Here is an 18170-nt window from a genome sequence, read left to right as displayed (position 1 = left end):
AGGTATATTATTGGTCTATACCAATAAACAATGTCAATTTATTAAGGAGACGATCATGAAAGTTATTAAAGTAGCGAACCAACTTGAGGGTGCTAAATTAGGATTAGAAATTTTGACTGAAAAAATAGCAGCAGGTGCGAAAACTTTTGGTTTAGCAACTGGCTCTACACCAGTAGAATTTTACAACCAAATCATTAATAGTGATCTTGATTTTACGGATAAAACGTCAATTAACTTAGATGAATATGTTGGGCTTGATGGATCAGATGAACAATCTTATCGCTATTTCATGAGTCAACATCTGTTTAATGAAAAACCTTTTAAAGAAAATTTCTTACCAAATGGTAAAGCTAAAGATTTGGATGCTGAGGTGAAAGCATACGATGACATTATTGCGACACATCCGATTGATTTACAAATTCTTGGGATTGGTCAAAATGGGCACATCGGCTTTAACGAACCTGGTACACCATTTGATGTGACAACACATGTTGTGGATTTAACTGAAAGTACAATTAAAGCAAATTCACGTTACTTTGAGAACGAAGATGAGGTACCAAGACAAGCAGTCTCAATGGGAATTGCAAGTATTCTTAAATCTAAAACATTGATTTTGATGGCATGGGGAGAAGCTAAAGCTGAAGCAATTAAAGGCATGATTGAAGGTGAAGTGACTGAAAGCTTACCAGCATCAGTCTTACAACAACACGATGATGTGATTGTGATTATTGATGAAGCAGCAGCTAGTTTATTAAACTAAAAAAAAAACCTTGATCATCATGATCAAGGTTTTTTTTGTTAGACATTTAAGACTTTCTCTAAGAAATCTTTCAAACGAGGATGTTTTGGATTACCAAATAGTTCCTCAGGTGTACTATCTTCTAAGATTTGTCCGCCGTCAGTAAAGATAACACGGTTGGCAACTTTACGTGCAAATCCCATCTCATGTGTGACGATTAACATTGTCATACCTTCTTTTGCAAGATCTTGCATCACTTCTAATACATCACCAACCATCTCAGGGTCTAACGCTGAAGTTGGTTCATCAAATAACATTAGATCAGGATCCATAGCTAATGCACGAGCAATGGCAACACGTTGTTTTTGACCACCAGATAGCATTTCTGGCATGGCATCTGCTTTATCAGATAACCCAACTTTTTCAAGTAGATCAAGTGCTTTAGCTTTAGCTTCAGCTTTGTTCATTTTTTTAAGTTCAAGTGGTGCATAAGTGATATTATCAATAACAGTCATGTTCGGGAACAAGTTGAATTGTTGGAACACCATACCGACTTCTTGACGCACTTGATTGAGGTTAGTGTTTTTATCTGATAAATCATACCCATCTACGATAACAGAACCAGATGTGATAACTTCTAACCCATTAAGTGTTCTAAGAAAAGTTGATTTACCTGAACCTGAAGGGCCAATGATACAAACAACATCACCTTCATTAAATTTAGTTGTAATGCCTTTAAGCACTTCATTGCTACCAAAAGACTTATGTAAGTCATTAATATCTATTTTTAATTTTGCCATTATTTCATATTCCTTTCAAGTCGACGTGCAAAGATTGTCAAAGCGAGAATAACAATGAGATAGATAATCGCAATCAATCCGTATACTTTAAACGATTGGAAGTTTCTGGCAACGATAATTTTACCAGTTTGTAAGAGTTCAATTAAGCCGATAGCTGAGATAATCGTTGTATCTTTCAACGAGATGATGAATTGATTGACCAAACTAGGAATCGTAATTTTAACTGCTTGTGGCAAGATGACACGTTGCATCGTTTTAACATATGACACACCAAGTGAGCGTGATGCTTCCATTTGACCAGTTGGTACTGAGTTAACACCACCACGAACGATTTCAGCGATATAAGCTGAAGCATTCAGTGTTAAGGCAATGACACCAGCAGCAAAGTCATTTAGTGGGCTAGTATGACCAGTAATTGACTCGATCAGATTAGGAATACCATAGAAGATAAAGATGGCTAAAACCATTAGTGGTACACCACGAACAAGGTCTACGTATACTTTAGTGAAGCCACGCAAGAATTTGCTAGGAGAGACACTGAATAAACCAAAGATAATCCCAACGATTAAAGCTAAAACAAATGAAATTAGTGTTAATGCAATTGTGTATCCAAGTCCTGATGCTAACTGTTCCCAGTTATTTTTGATAATACCTATCATAGTTGATTCATCAACTTTTTTATCATCAGATGCTTCATTACCCATATATTTGGCAACGATTTTATCATACTTGCCGTTTGCTTTAATTTTAGCTAAGCCGGCGTTGAACATAGAAATAAGTTCAGGATTTGTTCCTTTTTTAACTGCGAATCCATACTCACCAATTTTTTCAGGTTTAATCGGTGTTTCGAATTTTTGGCCTTGGAGAATTGCGTATTTAACAACGGGTTCATCATCCATGAAGGCATCGATAGAGCCTGTACCTAAACTAGCATACATCGTATCTGCTGCATCAAAGACTTTCACTTTGTAACCATATTTATCTTTGTTTTTAGTGATAAATTCTTGAGAAGCAGTACCGTTTTTTACACCAACTGTTTTATCTTTTAAAGACTTGTAAGAGGTGATATTTTTTGTGCCTTTTTTGACTGCAATTGTCGCATTTGCTGTAAAGTAAGGATCAGAGAAGTCAAAGACATTTTTACGTTCATCAGTAATTGACATCCCAGCGATCATCCCATCAGCATGACCAGCTTGTGTTTGGTCTACAGCTGTTTGGAAGCCAACGAAGTCCATAGAGATATTAAACTTTTCAGTTTTAGCAATCGCGTTTAATAAATCAACATCAATTCCGACGTATTTTTTTTCTGAGTTTTGAAACTCAAAAGGGGCAAATAGAGAATCAGAAGCGATTCTATAGTTGTTTTTAACGGGTTTATCGTCGGCTTTCACGCTAGTTATCGTAAAGAGTGCGATAAACAAGGTGAATAGCATCAATAAATTCTTTTTCATAAGTTGTTACCTTTCAATATTATTCTTTTCAATTCTACCATAAAATCTCTATAAAACAAACATAATTAGTGTTATGTTAGGTTTTATTACATAAATAGATGGTTTATATCAGCTATCACATAAAAAAATCAAGTATTCGTACTTGATTTCAAAAGTTTATATTTTGGTGGTTACATCTTTTTCAGTTGTGTTTTTATGTGTTGCTTGGAGGTTAATAGCTATAAATGATAGAGTTGAGATTAATATAGGAGTAGGTCTTTGGGTGTTTGTGTGAAGGATTTTGCACCTGTCTCAGTGACATAAAGACAATCTTCTATTCTGACACCAACTTTGTTTGGGATATAAATCCCTGGTTCGATAGAAAAACACATGCCTTTTTCTATCGTAATATCTTCACTACCACCTATAGAAGGAAATTCATGAACATCCATCCCAATACCGTGTCCCGTTCTATGTGTGAAATACTCACCATATCCAGCTTTAGTAATGATATCACGTGCAACTTGATCGATTTCGAAGGCAGTGACACCAGGTTTAACAAAGTCAAATGCTGCTTGTTGTGCCTCTCTTGTGATGTCATAAATTTTGCGATCAAAATCAGAAGGTTGACCAATGGAGATCGTTCTAGAGGCATCTGATGCATAGCCTTGTGACATTACTCCCAAATCAAACAATAGTAGCTTGTTTGGTTGGATGTCAACAGGTTCTGGTACACCATGAGGATTTGCTGCTCTAGCGCCTGTCAGGACCATCGTCTCAAAACTCATCTCAGAAATGCCCTGACGTTTCATCTCAAATTCGATTTTTGCCACTACATCCATCTCAGTGATATGTTGTTGAGACGCAGCAAATTCAAATCCAATGTCAAAACATCTATCAGCATATTGTCCTGCTTTAATCATTTTTTGAATCTCGTCATCAGATTTGATGAGTCGCAATTGGTTAATATACGGACTCAAGTTAGTAAAGGTGCTGTCGCTAACTACTGATTTAAGGCCATCTGATTTGCTTAGGATCAAGTGATCAAATTCTACAGCTATCGTCTTTATGTTTTGATGACTGAGTTGTGCATGAATTTTGATCCAAGGATTCTCACTGTCAGCATAGCCAATAACATCAAAATCGACAAAAGTTTTTGATTTTTCAACTTCAAGTTCAGGCGTAAACAAAAGTGGTGCCCGATCAGGGAAAATCATCAAGCCCATAATTCGTTCATGAGGGTCCATAGCAAAGCCAGTTAGGTAATTTACAGTGGTAGGATTTGTGATAAAGGTCATATCCCATTTTTTTTCAGTTAGATATTGGGCAATTTTTTTTAATTTAGTCATACTTCTATTTTGCCACTTTGCAATCAAAATAGCCATCTTTAAGGTAGATAATATTCAGCTATAAAACTCTAAAATGTATAATATGTTTTACAGTTGTGGTATACTTTAACTATGATGACAAGTTAACTTTATAGCATCATAAATAGAAACAAAAGAAAAAGGAGTGCCTATGAGCCAAATTACAACGACACTTAAAGCGTTACAAGATAGCATTCATGCAAAAGATGCGAATCAACCTGAGTTTTTACAGGCTATCGATGAATTTTTTGCCACCCTCTCTCCTTTCTTAGAGAAAAACCCAGATGTGTTGACGCACAATATTTTAGATATGCTGACAGAACCTGAGCGTATTATTCAGTTTCGAGTACCATGGCAAGATGATGCTGGGAATTTCCGAGTAAATCGCGGTTTTCGTGTCCAGTTTAATTCGGCTGTAGGCCCATATAAAGGTGGCTTAAGATTTCATCCTTCTGTCAATCTCTCTATTTTGAAGTTTTTAGGATTTGAACAAATTTTCAAAAATGCCTTAACTGGTCTACCGATTGGTGGTGGTAAGGGTGGGTCAGACTTTGATCCTAAAGGCAAGTCTGATCATGAAATTATGCGGTTCTGTCAAAGCTTTATGCTTGAATTACAAAGACATATCGGTCCAAACATCGATGTACCAGCTGGCGATATCGGTGTTGGTGGTCGTGAGATTGGCTATTTATATGGGCAATACAAACGCCTATGTGGGAATGATCAAGGCGTATTAACTGGTAAAGGGTTAACGTTTGGTGGCTCTTTAGCCCGAACTGAGGCGACAGGCTATGGGTTGGTTTATTTTGTAAAGCATCTCTTAGCAGATCAGCAAGATGACTTTAAAGATAAAAAAGTATTGGTTTCAGGCAGTGGAAATGTCGCAATTTACGCGATTGAAAAGGTGCATGAGCTAGGTGGTCGTGTGCTCACTGTTTCTGATTCTTCTGGCTATATCTATGATCCACAAGGCATTGATTTAGCGCTGTTAAAAGACATCAAAGAAGTTAAAAGACAACGTTTGACTGAATATGCTAAAGCTAGACCATCAGCTGAGTATGTCGCAGATCAATCTGTATGGACACATGAAGTTGCTGCTGATATTGCCTTGCCATGTGCCACACAAAATGAGATTTCAGAATCTCATGCGCAACTTTTGATTTCAAATGGCGTCAAGATTGTGGCAGAAGGGGCAAATATGCCAACCACTTTAGAAGCTGTTGCTGTATTAGAAAAAGCTCAAGTGACATATTGTCCTGGTAAAGCAGCAAATGCTGGCGGTGTAGCTGTTTCAGCATTAGAGATGAGTCAAAATTCAGAGCGTGCCGCTTGGTCTTTTGAAACAGTAGATAAAACCTTAGATACAATCATGCAGACAATTTATGAAACTTGTCGTGATACTGCTGAGGAATTTGGGTTTGAAAATAATTTATTAGCTGGTGCAAATATTGCTGGGTTAAAAAAAGTTTCCCAAGCCATGTTGGCGCAAGGTCTCGTATAATCATCTAAACACATTGAAGGGTATTAAGTCAAAGTTGAAGCGATTTTCAGCGCAAAAGACTTGATAACGACAATGTGTTTTTTTTGATTGTCTAAAGTTTAGAAGAACTTGTGTTTACTTAGGATGTTCGGGTAGTTTTGTTTTTGAAAAAAACAATCAAAACTATTGAAAACCTTTTCATAACATGATAAAATAGAACGATGAAATGAAAAAGTTATTTTCATGAAAAGAGATGTAACAAAGGAGTGGATTAAAAATGGATAATGAAACAATTACTATATATGACGTAGCACGCGAAGCTGGTGTCTCGATGGCGACAGTTAGTCGTGTTGTCAACGGCAATCAAAACGTTAAAGAAACAACACGCCGTAAAGTACTAGATGTCATCGAACGTTTAGATTATAGACCAAATGCTGTAGCACGTGGTTTAGCGTCTAAAAAAACGACAACAGTTGGTGTCGTGATCCCAGATATTGCCAATAGCTACTTTGCTAGTCTTGCGAGAGGGATTGATGATATCGCGACCATGTACAAATATAACATTGTCATCGCAAACTCTGATGGTGATGATAATAAAGAGATTAATGTTGTCAATACATTATTAGCTAAACAGGTCGATGGCTTGGTATTTTTAGGTCATGATTTATCTGACAAAATCCGAGCTGAATTTTCTCGTACTCGCACGCCTATCGTGCTTGCTGGTGCAGTAGATCATGAAAATCAGATTCCTTCTGTAAACATCGACTATAATAAAGCAACGAAGGAAGCAACGTTAGTCCTTGGGAAACATAGCCAAAAAATCGCACTCATCTCTGGACCGATGGTCAATGCAATTAATGGTAAAGAGCGGTTAGTTGGGTATCAAGCTGCACTGAAAGAGCTTAATCAAACTTTTTCAGAAGGCTTAGTATTTGAAACAAATTATAGCTTTAATGATGGTGTAAAACTAGCAGAACGTGTTAAAATCTCTGGTGCGACAGCAGCAATTGTCTCAGATGATGAAGTGGCTGTTGGCTTACTAAATGGCCTTGTAGATAGAGGCGTTAAAATTCCTGAAGAGTTTGAAATTATCACAGCCAACGATTCCGTTATTACAGAGTTTACACGACCTACTTTAAGTTCAATAGAACAGCCCTTGTATGATCTTGGTGCAGTATCGATGCGACTGTTAACTAAAATGATGCATAAAGAAGAAGTGAGTGAAAAATCTATTATCTTACCTCATGGTATCGTGATGAGAGGCTCTACAAAATAGTTAAGGTATCTCAAAATGACCTAGCAGTTAAGATATTCATATTTTAGCTAGGTTTTTTTTATTCATGCGTGTCAATACCCTTAATAACACAAAGTAAAGGTGGTCACTATGTCTAAAAGACTGACAATTTCAGCTATTGTCTTGTTAAATTTTATCATTTATATTTCGCTTGGCTTACCTGATTCAATTCTCGGCAGTGCTTGGCCTAGTATGCGCCAAAGCTATGGGATGGCAGCTGATCAGGTAAGCTATTTGACAACAATCATGTTACTTTTTTCTTTCTTATCTAGTATGCTCTATACTAAGATCTCAAAGTATTTGACAGTTGCCAAAGTTATTGTTATCAGTATGGTCTTCGTGATTATCGGCTTGATTTTGATGATGATAACCTCAAATCCAGTCATCCTTTTCTTGACTACACCTTTTTTAGGCATTGGCCAGGGTGCTATAGATGTAACGGTTAATCACTTTGCTGCAAAACACCTACCTAGCGCGTTGATGAGTTTATTACATGGGTTTTACGGCTTAGGCGTTAGTTTAAGTGCTGCCATTTTGACTTTTTTCTTGTCGACATTTGCGAGTTGGCGGTTAGCTATTTTAGCTATTGCTGTGATTGAAGTCTTGATTTTGCTCTTAATCGTCATATATCGTGATCAGTTTGCTGAGCGTGATACGTCTCATCAAGCAAATAAGGCTACAGATGCTTTATCACGAGATAGCAGATTTAACCTACGTCATTTACTTCATCCTATTTTCTACTTTTTTTATGCCATTGAAGGGATTGTGGGGATTTATATGGCTACTTACTATGTAGAAAACTTTCACGTCAAACCAGCCCAGGCTGCGTTCTATACGACATTATTTTGGTTAGGCTTGATGTTTGGTCGTTTTTTGACAGGTGCTTTAACACGGGTTCTGTCTGATAAAAAGATTTTATGTGCGCATCTGGTTTTATTATTAATCATGTCTGCGTTACTAGGGTTACCACCAAGTGCTTATACCAGTCTCATGATCTTTATATTTGGCTTATCGCTGTCACCGCTATATCCTTTGATGATGATGCTACCAAATCAACTCTATCCAGAAATAATCGCTAAGCGCGTCATTTCCTATAATGTTGGCTTTTGTTTACTTGGCATTCTTGTGTTTCCACTTATTTTTGGTGAAGTATTTAATCAGGTTGGTTTTGCAATCTTTCCGATATTAATTTTAGGGATTGCCCTTATTTTACTAGGGCTGGCTCTGCTTATTTTTAACCAAAAAACAGTAGATAAGTGATGGTCTTTCATCTACTTTGTTGCTATGTTCAATGTTAGAAAATGTTTCGTAACATAAATTTAATTGGGCTACATTAAGTAAATCGGTAATGGTATTACATTGCCGATTTTTTATATATCCAAAATATAATTATTCTTATTTTTATATTTGACACAATACTATTTTTCATATAATATAATACTATATACAAAATAGTATTGAAGGAGAAATAGTATGAGTATTCAGGTGCCGACACTTTTATTAGACGGTAGTGTCCTTGCAATTCTGGAAAAACAGGATATGTATGGCTATCTCTTAACAAAAGAAACACAAAAATATGTCCATGTTTCAGAATCGACCATGTATCCAGTTCTCAGAAGGTTACAAAAAAGTGGTGATTTAATCACATATGATGAGGCATTTGAAGGTCGTATGAGGCGCTATTATCAGATTACGCCTCTAGGTCTTAAGCATTTAGACGAGATTAAAGATGAATGGCAAAAATTTGCAACAAAAATAACAACACTTTTAGGAGGGATTTCATGAACTACATAGAAGATTTAGCAGAAAATCTAATTGGTTTACCAGAAGAAGAAAGACAAGAAGCATTGTTTTATTATGAAGCTTATATCTACGAGGGACATTTAACAGATGCACAAGCAGTTGCTGAGTTAGGTACACCTAAAAATTTGGCAAGAAGACTATTAGCTGATTATTATGTAGGCGATGAAAAAGAGGTAAGCTTTGAAAATACAAAATCACCTTTTAAACTTGCTCGGGTCATTATTCAGGCAGTGTTTGCCTCGCCTATTTTAATTCCAGTGATGATTGCTTTTTTAGCCGTCATATTTGCAGTTTTGATAATCTTTATAACACTTGTCTTAACAGTGTTAATTTTTATAGGAGCCATAGGTATTGCAGGAGTTATCAGCAGTATAGGTGGTATTTTAATATTAACTCAGTCAGTATTAGGAGGTCTGTTTTATATTTCCTGTGGTATCACCTTGATCGGCTTGGTAATGATTTTATCACCAATTAGTTTGATCGTCATTAACTGGTTAAAACTTATGTTTAATCTTGTCATAAAGTGGATAGGTAAAAAAATGGTCAATAAAAAAGGAGTGAGACATGAATCGTAAAAGCATATTGATAGTAGGCGTCATATTATTAATTATTGGTAGCGTAAGTGCTTATGAAATTTGGAAAGTTCACAAACCTAGTAGCTTATTCTGGCATAATGGGTTCAAGTATGCTCAAGCCAATACAATAAACCTCAACAGCACCATGAAAGCGTTTCCATCGGATGAATCAAAAGTTAACGCAATTCATATTGATGCGACTAATTCTGATATTGTTGTAACGACAGGAGCTAAATTTGAGATTAACCTAACCTATTATAGCCCTAAACAATCAGAAAAAGTCTTATCTGTATCGTTTAAATCGGATACACTAACGATCAAACAAAACAATACTGTAAATGATCAAACGATTTTTAGTTTAGGTGAACCGGCATCAAAAATTACCATAGTCATACCCGATAAGTCTCCTATTAAGTCAGTTTATGCTAGTAATCAATATGGTAACCTAACTTTTAAAAATCTGAATCAGATCCCATCAATTTCAGCAAATAATGAAAATGGTATCATTACATTTAATACAGTTTCAGCAACAAGTGCTAATATATCAGCACAAAATGAAGATATGTTAATGTATCGTGTGACGTTTGATCAAGCAACTTTTCAAAATATAAGCGGAGATATTGAAGTTGAAGACAGTAAGATCTTACTAGGTGGTAAAATCATTAACCAAACTGGTGATATTTATATTAAAGATACAGGTTTGCCACCATACTATTTGATGACGACCAATGGCGATAAAGAGATATCTCGGGAACAAATTGCGAACAAGACGACTAAGGCAAGAGCCGATTTATGCATTAGAAATGAAACTGGTGATATTTCTATAAATTAAAAAATATACAGCTTATCTGAGTTTTTAGGTAAGCTGTTTAATTTATCAATAAAAATAGAAACGTTTCCAAAAAAGTGTTGACACCCATTTATTCTTATGATAATATTAATTTATAGATGAAAGCGCATACAAATGAGCTATTTTGGAAACGTTTCCGTTAGAAGGAGAATGATATGAAAAACAATTTGGTGGAAAAATACCACTATGTCAAGAACAACTATATGTTATATTTACTAGTTGCTCCTGCAGTAATTTTGACGATTGTCTTTAAATATGTCCCGATCTATGGGCTTTTGATAGCCTTTAAAAATTATAATCCGCTCAATGGAATTATGGGAAGTGAGTGGGTTGGGTTAGAACATTTTAGTCGCTTTATCTCATCCCCAAATTTTCCTATTTTACTAGGGAATACCCTAAAGCTAAGTGTTTACGGATTATTATTAGGATTTTTCCCACCTATTATTCTCGCATTATCATTTAATTTGATTGCAAGTGATAAATTAAAGAAGAAATTACAACTGATTTTGTACGCACCTAATTTTATTTCTGTTGTCATTATTGCCGGGATGTTATTCTTGTTTTTTGCAAATAAAGGGCCTATAAACCATATCATTCAAAGTTTGACTGGTAAAACTTTACCATTTATGACGAGTGCAAATTATTTTAGACCACTATATATCTTTTCTGGCATATGGCAAGGCATTGGGTGGTCTTCAATACTATATACGGCAACATTAGCGAATGTCTCTCCAGAACTAGTTGAGGCGGCAGAAATTGATGGTGCTAATATTTTTCAAAGAATTTGGCATATTGATTTACCGGCACTAAAACCTGTCATGACAATTAGTTTTATACTCGCAGCTGGTGGCATTATGAGTATTGGATATGAAAAGGCATATTTACTACAAACAACGATGAATTTACCGAGTTCAGAAATTATAGCAACTTATGTGTATAAAGTAGGGTTGCAGTCTGGCGATTATAGCTATTCTACAGCAGTTGGCTTATTTAATTCAGTCATTAATCTTATCTTACTTGTCAGCGTAAATCAGGTCGTTAAAAAGTTAAATGATGGAGAGGGGTTGTAAACATGAATAAACATTATACTGCTTTTGATAAGCGAGTCCTTGTCGTTAATAAAATCCTCTTGTTTTTATTAGTGACCATCACTGTTGTGCCACTCTTATACGTATTAGCAGCGAGTTTTCAGTCACCAGATAGTTTGATGAGTAAAGGAATCAGTTTTCACTTAAGTGATTGGACGTTGAGTGGCTATAAAAAAGTATTAGCCAATGGCTCGATATTAAGAGGATTTATCAATTCACTACTTTATTCATTTGGGTTTGCCTTCTTCTCTACCGCTGTAACCATGCTATGTGCCTATCCGCTGTCTAAACCTGACTTTGTGGGTAGAAGAGTTATTACTTATTTATTTCTGATTACCATGTTTTTTGGAGGCGGTTTAATTCCGACATATTTAGTTGTTAAAGATCTAGGTATGCTTGATACTGCATGGGCAATTATCGTACCCGGTGCAATCAATGTTTGGAATATTATTTTAGCTAAAACTTATTTTCAAGGACTTCCCAATGAGATTGAGGAGGCAGCAGTAATTGATGGCGCAAATCAAATGCAAATTTTTTGGAAAATTATGCTGCCATTAGCTAAACCAATCATGTTTGTCTTGTTTCTATATGCGTTTGTCGGTCAGTGGAATGGCTACTTTGATGCCATGATCTATATTAAAAATACTGATTTACAGCCATTACAGCTCGTGCTACGTAATATTTTAATACAAAATCAGATTGATACAAATATGGTTGGGGCTCAAGCTGCTATGGCAGAAATGGAAAAAGTTGCTCAATTAATTAAATATGCAACAATCATTATATCGAGTTTACCACTTGTTGTCATGTATCCATTTTTCCAAAAATATTTTGATAAAGGCGTTATGGTTGGTTCGCTCAAAGGTTAACCAATTGAAATCATTAAAAACATTGAGACAATTTATAAAGGAGAATTTAGATGAAAAAATTACTTACAGCTAGTATTGTACTAATCTCAGCCGTTGCTTTAGTGGGGTGTGGGAGTAAGGCAAAAAAAGAGACAGCTTCTGAAGATTATGGGTTAAAAAATATTAGTTTTCCACTTAAGAAAAGCGTATCTTTGAATATACTGACATCGGAAAATCAGGTTGCGCCAAAAGATCCAAATGATATGACTATTTTTAAGAGAATTGAAAAACAAAGTAACGTTAAAGTGAATTGGACTAATTATCCAAATGACTTCGCTGAAAAACGTAATCTTGATATTGCCTCAGGAGCGCTACCTGATGCGATATTCAATGCACAAGCTAGTGAGCAAGATTTACTAACTTGGGCAAAAAATGGTGTGATTGTGCCACTTGAAGAGGCGATTGAAAAATATATGCCTAACTTACAAGCGGTTTTTAAAGCCTCTCCAGAGTATAAAAAAATGTTAACAGCACCAGATGGGCATATCTATTCTTTACCATGGATTGAAGAGTTAGGAAAAGGCAAGGAATCTATTCATACCGTAAATTCCCTGGGCTGGATTAATCAAAAATGGTTGAATAAATTAGGGTTATCACAGCCTAAAACTGCTAAAGACTTATACGACGTTCTAAAAGCTTTCAAAGAAAAAGATCCAAACGGCAATGGTAAGAAAGATGAAATTCCATTGAGCTTTATGTCAAGTGATGATGGGAATGATTTGAAAATGTTATTTGCAGCATTTGGAGATGGTAGTGGGGATAATGGACAGCATCTGATTGTTAATAACGATGGAAAAGTTCAATTTACAGCCAACACTAATGCTTATAAAGAAGCTATAAAATATTTGAACAAATGTTATAGTGAAGGCTTGATTGATACGGAAAGTTTTGAACAAGATTGGTCTAGATATGTTGCTAAAGGTGCTGATGAAAAATATGGTTTATACTTTACCTGGGATCCACATAATGTGACAGGACCTGGAGATGATTATGTCATGTATCAACCACTAGCAAGAGAAGATGGTAAAATTAACGTGACCAGAACAAATAACTTTGGATTTTCCCGAGATCGATTTGTGGTGACTTCTGCTAATAAAAATATGGAATTAACAGCAAAATGGATTGATCAAATGTATGCACCAGTGCAATCTATTCAAAATAACTGGGGAACTTATGGCGAAAAAGGTCAAAATATCTTTAAATATGATCAAGCAGCCAATAAATTAACACATGAGCCATTAGGCGGAACATCACCAGTTGAACTACGTCAAAAAACATCTGTAGGTGGCCCATTAGCCGTTCTAAATGCTTATTATGGTAAATATACTACCATGCCTGATGATGCTAAATGGCGCTTAGATTTGATGTCAAAATATATCTTCCCACATGTCAATAATGAATTCAATTATCCTAATATCTTCATGAGTAAACAGGACACAAAGAGAATTGCTGATATTGATGCCGATATGCAAGACTATATCACACAAAAACGTGATGAATGGATTACAAAGGGAACTATAGACCAAGAGTGGGATGTTTATATCAAACAGCTTAAAGCTTACGGTTTAGATGAATGGCTAAAAATAAAACAAACTAATTATGATAATTATATTAAATAAAAGGAAGTGTCTATGACAGTTAATGAGTGGATTGACAAACATCAAGGGGATGTGACGCAACGTTATAAATCAAAAATACATTTTTCAGCACCAATTGGGTGGATAAATGATCCAAATGGCTTTGTTTACTATAAAGGTGCTTATCACCTTTTCTATCAGTATCACCCTTATAGTGCAAAATGGGGACCAATGCATTGGGGACATGCAAAAAGTCATGATTTGATTCATTGGGAGCATTTACCTGTGGCATTGATACCGGATCAAGCATATGATAAAGACGGTTGTTTTTCTGGAACAGCTTTGGTTATTGATGATGAATTAGTACTGATGTATACAGGACATGTGGACAATGATGGTGAAATACGTCAAGTCCAATGTCTGGCAAAAAGTCAGGATGGTATTCACTTTAAAAAATTTAAAAATAATCCTGTCATTGATGAGAGACAAGTGGACAATACTAGAGATTTTAGAGATCCTAAACTTTTTAAACATGGGGAATTATATTATTCACTTGTTGCCTCAACAGAGAATAATGTCGGTAATGTGCTGTTGTTTGAAAGTGCTGATTTGGAAAATTGGACTTTTAAATCAAAATTTTTGGAGGCAAAAAAGGGTCAAGGCTTAATCTGGGAATGCCCTGATTTGTTTTCACTTGGTGATAAGGATGTTTTAATTGTTTCCCCCATTGGATTTGAAGCTGATGACTTTCGTTTTACCAACGTCAATAGTTCAGTCTGGTTTATCGGAAAAGTAGATTGGGAAACAGGACAATTCGTTACTGAATCTGTAGAGGAAATAGATGGTGGGTTAGATTTTTATGCACCACAAACGCTGTTAGATGATAAGAATCGGCGCATTATGATAGCGTGGGAGCAGATGTGGGGCAGAAATATACCGACTGATGATCTGGGGCATCTATGGGCTGGTTCTATGACTATCCCGAAAGTTTTAAACCTTCAGGATGGTATCATGAAACAAGATTATATCAGCGAATTTTATGATCTATTTAAAGAAGTAACCCATTACGATCATCAGACGCATTTTGAAACTGAACTAGTACCTTTGTTAACAGGGGAATTTAATCAAGAGTTTACAATTAAGATTGGTACGAAAGACGAGTATGTTAAGATAACATACTTGGACCAACTATTAACGTTTGATAGAAGTCAGATAGGAAATAAGATTAAAGATTCAGCAAATGATAAAAGTATTAGACAATGTCGTATACCCTGTGATAAAATCAAACTAACACTTGTGGTAGATGTTTCAAGTATTGAGCTGATCATCAATAATGAATACGTTTTTTCAAATACTTATTATCCAAAATCAGAAAATGGAAAAATACAAATCCAATCAGAATCTTTCCAAGTGTCAATATATAAATAGCATAAAAGTCTATTAGATAGCAGGGTATGACATGAAAAAAGCAACGATGAAAGATGTGGCCAATTTAGCTGGTGTAGGGGTAGGTACAGTTTCTAGAATGATCAATGGCACTAAAGTTAAGCAGTCTACTTATGAAAAAGTGACGCAAGCGATTCAAGCCTTAGATTTTATTCCTGATGAGACAGCAAGAGGACTCAAACGCGCAATGACTCATACAGTTGCGCTGATTGTACCAACTATTTGGCATCCCTTTTTTTCAGAATTTGCTTATCATGTTGAAAAATTTTTATCTCAACATGATTATAAGCTCTATCTTTGTAATAGCGATGGACAATCTGAAAAAGAGGTTGAGTATGTTAAATTAGTTGATCAAAATCGGTGTGATGGGATTATTGCGATTACCTATACTGATATTGAAAATTATATCAGTGATGGCATTCCATTTGTCAGTATTGATCGACTTTTTACACAAGATGTTGCCTATGTAGCCAGTGATAACAAAAGAATTGGACAATTAGCTTTTGAAGTCTTGGTAGGCAGTGAAGCAACCCACCTTGCTTATATCGGGTCGCATAACCTAATCAAAAATAGGACAATGGAGCGTGGTGAAAGTTTTGAAGGCGAAGCTAAAAAAGCAAATGTACGCTTTTCAAAACTTGATATGCTAGAACCTGTATTAGACAACAAATCGCAAATAAAACAATTTTTGATTGCACACCCAACCATTAATGGTATATTTGCAATCAATGACTACGAAGCGCTTGATGTATTAACAGTTTTGGATGAATTGGGGAGAAAAGTTCCTGAAGATGTGCAACTGATAGGCTGTGATGGCATCAAAATGAGTGCTGAACGTGATTATGTTGTCTCTACTATTAAGCAGCCCACTGAAGAAATGGCTAAATGTGCTGTAGATATGGTGATATCGTTAGCTAAGGGAGAAGAAATCCAAAAGGAACAGCTACTTGATGTGACATTTATTCAGCGTGGCACGACAAGATGAAAAAAGCCTTTGGCATTGTCCAAGGGCTTTTTTTCTTATGCTATATGTTAAACATCCTGTGTTGCTCGAGTATCAAAACGTCATCACAGATTGTTGACATCATATTGATTTCAGTTTATAAAAAAGCGTGCCAAATCATTTATAATGACGTAATAAAAGTCAATATCCCAAGAATAACACCTAACGTGTTGGGTACGATCAAAATATAATCTCTTTTAGGCTCGTTTGTGAGACCGTACAGTACCCAGATAAAACAAGAAATACCAGCGATTAGTGGTTGCCAAGGTTGGCTTTTGTCGCCTTGTAGATTAGAGATGATTTGTGGGATGTAAGCTAAAAATACTAATAAACCAATCGTTGCGCCTATTGAACCGACTAATGTGTGTAATTTTGATTTCATGAATTCTCCTTTTGATAAACACGGTTTCGTGTCATATATCACGACATCTATATGATGCGTGTATTAAATAATAAATAGAAAGTGTAACTATATTAGTTGCTTTCTAAAAGCCTATCAATTATTTTTGAACAGATACTTGTGATGATGGCATAGCACAAGTATAAAATAGGTAGCTGAGTATGTGAAAAGTGATGAAAGATGAGATAAGCAGCTGTAAAGATTACGATTTCTATAAAGCATTTTAGCAACATGCTTAGCACAACCTTTGCTTTTGGTGAGACAAACAAACCCCATATGACCAATAAACAAGCAGGTAGTAGTAAGCCTATTAATACATTCAACGGGAAAGCAAAACGGAGGCCGTAAGTGATAAGAATAATCAGAGTCATTACTTCCGCTATAAAGCGCAAAGCATTTACGATATAAAATGCGGTTTTCATTGTATCCATTTCTGTTTGGAAGTTGTTTTTAGTAAGTGATTGTTCAAAATATGAACAGTTTGAAGGCAAAATGATTAACCATCCATGCACACGTGATACGATAACGTATAGTAGCAAGTTATGATATATAAGCCTTGAATTAATAAAATGATATTTTCATGAGAATTACCAAATCTATTTAATTATAGCATGGAAATAAGTTTTTATCGTAAAAAAATGTCAGTTAAGTTATGATGCTTATTTTATTTTCAATGGAATAGATCTCTACTTAGCGATTGTATCTAGCAATATGCATGTGATATCATCAATAAAACACTAGGTAAAACAACACAGAGTGAAATACCTACCAAAAGTAACAGTTTATACGCTTGTAACGTTCTCTGTTGCGGTTTGATAAGGTTACATGGTATAATGTCTCTATGATTATCACGATTTTAATATTATTAATGTTAGTTTGGGCATTTTTTGTTGGCCGTTCAAGAGGTCTTGCGCTACAAACTTACTATACGATAGGATCCTTGGTTGCTATAGGTCTTGCACTTCAGAATTATAAAGCGCTAAGTGAAAAAATCACATTATGGATTCCTTTTGCTTCAGCAACAGCTAATAGTCAATTATCTTTTTATCCTGCAAAACTTCTTTTTGAAATAGACCATGTTTTTTATGCTGTTTTTGCATTCTTAGTGATTTATTTGGTCGTTTACGGGATTGTTAGATTTATTGGGATATTTTTAGGGGCACTCGAAAATAAGACGCTTTTTGGCTCATATGGTGATACTGTAGCAGGTGTTTTATCTATTTGCTCGGCTTATTTTGTTTTATCCTTGATGATGATGGTAGTGTCTACTGTTCCTGTTGCAACAGTTCAAAACCACTTATACGCGAGTGGTCTTGTGCGATTTATGTTGAACCAAACACCAATTTTTTCAAGTTGGTTACAAGAAACATTTATTAAACAGATCACCAATATCACGATATAGAAATTTAA

At 35.5% G+C, this 18170-nt stretch carries 17 protein-coding genes and 1 pseudogene; 13 read left to right on the top strand and 5 right to left on the bottom strand.

Annotated features, from left to right (window positions below; all coding sequences use genetic code 11):
• Positions 1-55: 55 nt before the first annotated feature.
• Positions 56-760 (top strand): glucosamine-6-phosphate deaminase, encoded by a 705-nt coding sequence (locus RU87_RS03305; protein ID WP_068160851.1) that lies wholly within the window; start codon positions 56-58, stop codon positions 758-760.
• A 38-nt stretch (positions 761-798) separates the two neighbouring features.
• On the opposite strand, the gene RU87_RS03300 is transcribed toward RU87_RS03305, so the two are convergent.
• From RU87_RS03300 to RU87_RS03290, 3 genes and pseudogenes are all read right to left on the bottom strand, one after another.
• Positions 799-1539 carry an amino acid ABC transporter ATP-binding protein gene (locus tag RU87_RS03300; RefSeq protein ID WP_068160848.1) on the bottom strand — a complete coding sequence of 247 codons (741 nt, stop codon included), beginning with the start codon at positions 1537-1539 and terminating at the stop codon, positions 799-801.
• A pseudogene (locus RU87_RS03295) lies at positions 1539-2936 on the bottom strand (amino acid ABC transporter substrate-binding protein/permease); the annotation flags it as partial. The pseudogene RU87_RS03295 and the gene RU87_RS03300, both read right to left, overlap by 1 nt.
• A 293-nt stretch (positions 2937-3229) precedes the next feature.
• A complete protein-coding gene (locus RU87_RS03290) occupies positions 3230-4318 on the bottom strand; it encodes a M24 family metallopeptidase (RefSeq protein ID WP_068161067.1) in 1089 nt (362 codons plus the stop codon).
• A gap of 169 nt (positions 4319-4487) precedes the next feature.
• On the opposite strand from RU87_RS03290, the gene gdhA reads away from it, so the two are divergent.
• From gdhA to RU87_RS03235, 11 genes are all read left to right on the top strand, one after another.
• The gene (gdhA, locus tag RU87_RS03285; protein WP_068160845.1) at positions 4488-5837 is read left to right on the top strand and encodes an NADP-specific glutamate dehydrogenase; all 1350 of its coding nucleotides are present in this window, start codon (positions 4488-4490) and stop codon (positions 5835-5837) included.
• Positions 5838-6093: 256 nt separating this feature from the next.
• Complete coding sequence (gene ccpA, locus RU87_RS03280; RefSeq protein WP_068160842.1) at positions 6094-7092, top strand: catabolite control protein A; 999 nt, start codon at positions 6094-6096, stop codon at positions 7090-7092.
• A 108-nt stretch (positions 7093-7200) separates the two neighbouring features.
• Entirely contained in the window at positions 7201-8370 is a 1170-nt protein-coding gene (locus RU87_RS03275; RefSeq protein WP_068160839.1) for an MFS transporter, read from the top strand.
• A 213-nt stretch (positions 8371-8583) separates the two neighbouring features.
• Positions 8584-8895, top strand: a complete 312-nt coding sequence (locus tag RU87_RS03270; protein WP_068160836.1) for a PadR family transcriptional regulator — start codon at positions 8584-8586, stop codon at positions 8893-8895.
• On the top strand, positions 8892-9488 hold the full coding sequence (locus RU87_RS03265; RefSeq protein ID WP_068160832.1) for a DUF1700 domain-containing protein: 597 nt from the start codon (positions 8892-8894) through the stop codon (positions 9486-9488). Before RU87_RS03270 ends, RU87_RS03265 begins: the two co-directional genes overlap by 4 nt.
• Positions 9478-10320 (top strand): DUF4097 family beta strand repeat-containing protein, encoded by an 843-nt coding sequence (locus RU87_RS03260; RefSeq protein ID WP_068160829.1) that lies wholly within the window; start codon positions 9478-9480, stop codon positions 10318-10320. Before RU87_RS03265 ends, RU87_RS03260 begins: the two co-directional genes overlap by 11 nt.
• Before the next feature lie 221 nt (positions 10321-10541).
• Positions 10542-11408 carry an ABC transporter permease gene (locus RU87_RS03255; RefSeq protein ID WP_425268480.1) on the top strand — a complete coding sequence of 289 codons (867 nt, stop codon included), beginning with the start codon at positions 10542-10544 and terminating at the stop codon, positions 11406-11408.
• Positions 11409-11410: 2 nt separating this feature from the next.
• Complete coding sequence (locus tag RU87_RS03250) at positions 11411-12295, top strand: carbohydrate ABC transporter permease (protein WP_068160824.1); 885 nt, start codon at positions 11411-11413, stop codon at positions 12293-12295.
• Between the two features lie 50 nt (positions 12296-12345).
• Complete coding sequence (locus RU87_RS03245) at positions 12346-13953, top strand: type 2 periplasmic-binding domain-containing protein (protein ID WP_068160822.1); 1608 nt, start codon at positions 12346-12348, stop codon at positions 13951-13953.
• Between the two features lie 12 nt (positions 13954-13965).
• Positions 13966-15339 carry a glycoside hydrolase family 32 protein gene (locus RU87_RS03240; protein WP_068160819.1) on the top strand — a complete coding sequence of 458 codons (1374 nt, stop codon included), beginning with the start codon at positions 13966-13968 and terminating at the stop codon, positions 15337-15339.
• A 31-nt stretch (positions 15340-15370) separates the two neighbouring features.
• The gene (locus RU87_RS03235) at positions 15371-16342 is read left to right on the top strand and encodes a LacI family DNA-binding transcriptional regulator (RefSeq protein ID WP_068160817.1); all 972 of its coding nucleotides are present in this window, start codon (positions 15371-15373) and stop codon (positions 16340-16342) included.
• A 139-nt stretch (positions 16343-16481) separates the two neighbouring features.
• On the opposite strand, the gene RU87_RS03230 is transcribed toward RU87_RS03235, so the two are convergent.
• Positions 16482-16742, bottom strand: coding sequence for a SemiSWEET family transporter (locus RU87_RS03230; RefSeq protein WP_068160815.1), 261 nt, complete (start codon positions 16740-16742; stop codon positions 16482-16484).
• A gap of 92 nt (positions 16743-16834) precedes the next feature.
• Positions 16835-17182 (bottom strand): YrdB family protein, encoded by a 348-nt coding sequence (locus RU87_RS09975; RefSeq protein ID WP_167373824.1) that lies wholly within the window; start codon positions 17180-17182, stop codon positions 16835-16837.
• 419 nt (positions 17183-17601) lie between these two features.
• Here RU87_RS09975 and RU87_RS03220 point away from each other — a divergent pair, with 419 nt between their 5' ends.
• The gene (locus tag RU87_RS03220; RefSeq protein ID WP_068160811.1) at positions 17602-18162 is read left to right on the top strand and encodes a CvpA family protein; all 561 of its coding nucleotides are present in this window, start codon (positions 17602-17604) and stop codon (positions 18160-18162) included.
• Positions 18163-18170: the final 8 nt, after the last annotated feature.

It is taken from the genome of Pseudolactococcus plantarum, assembly GCF_002441715.1.
GTDB lineage: Bacteria > Bacillota > Bacilli > Lactobacillales > Streptococcaceae > Pseudolactococcus > Pseudolactococcus plantarum.
The sequence above is the reverse complement of the archived record's forward strand: the minus strand, read 5'-3'. Positions and strand labels throughout refer to the sequence as shown.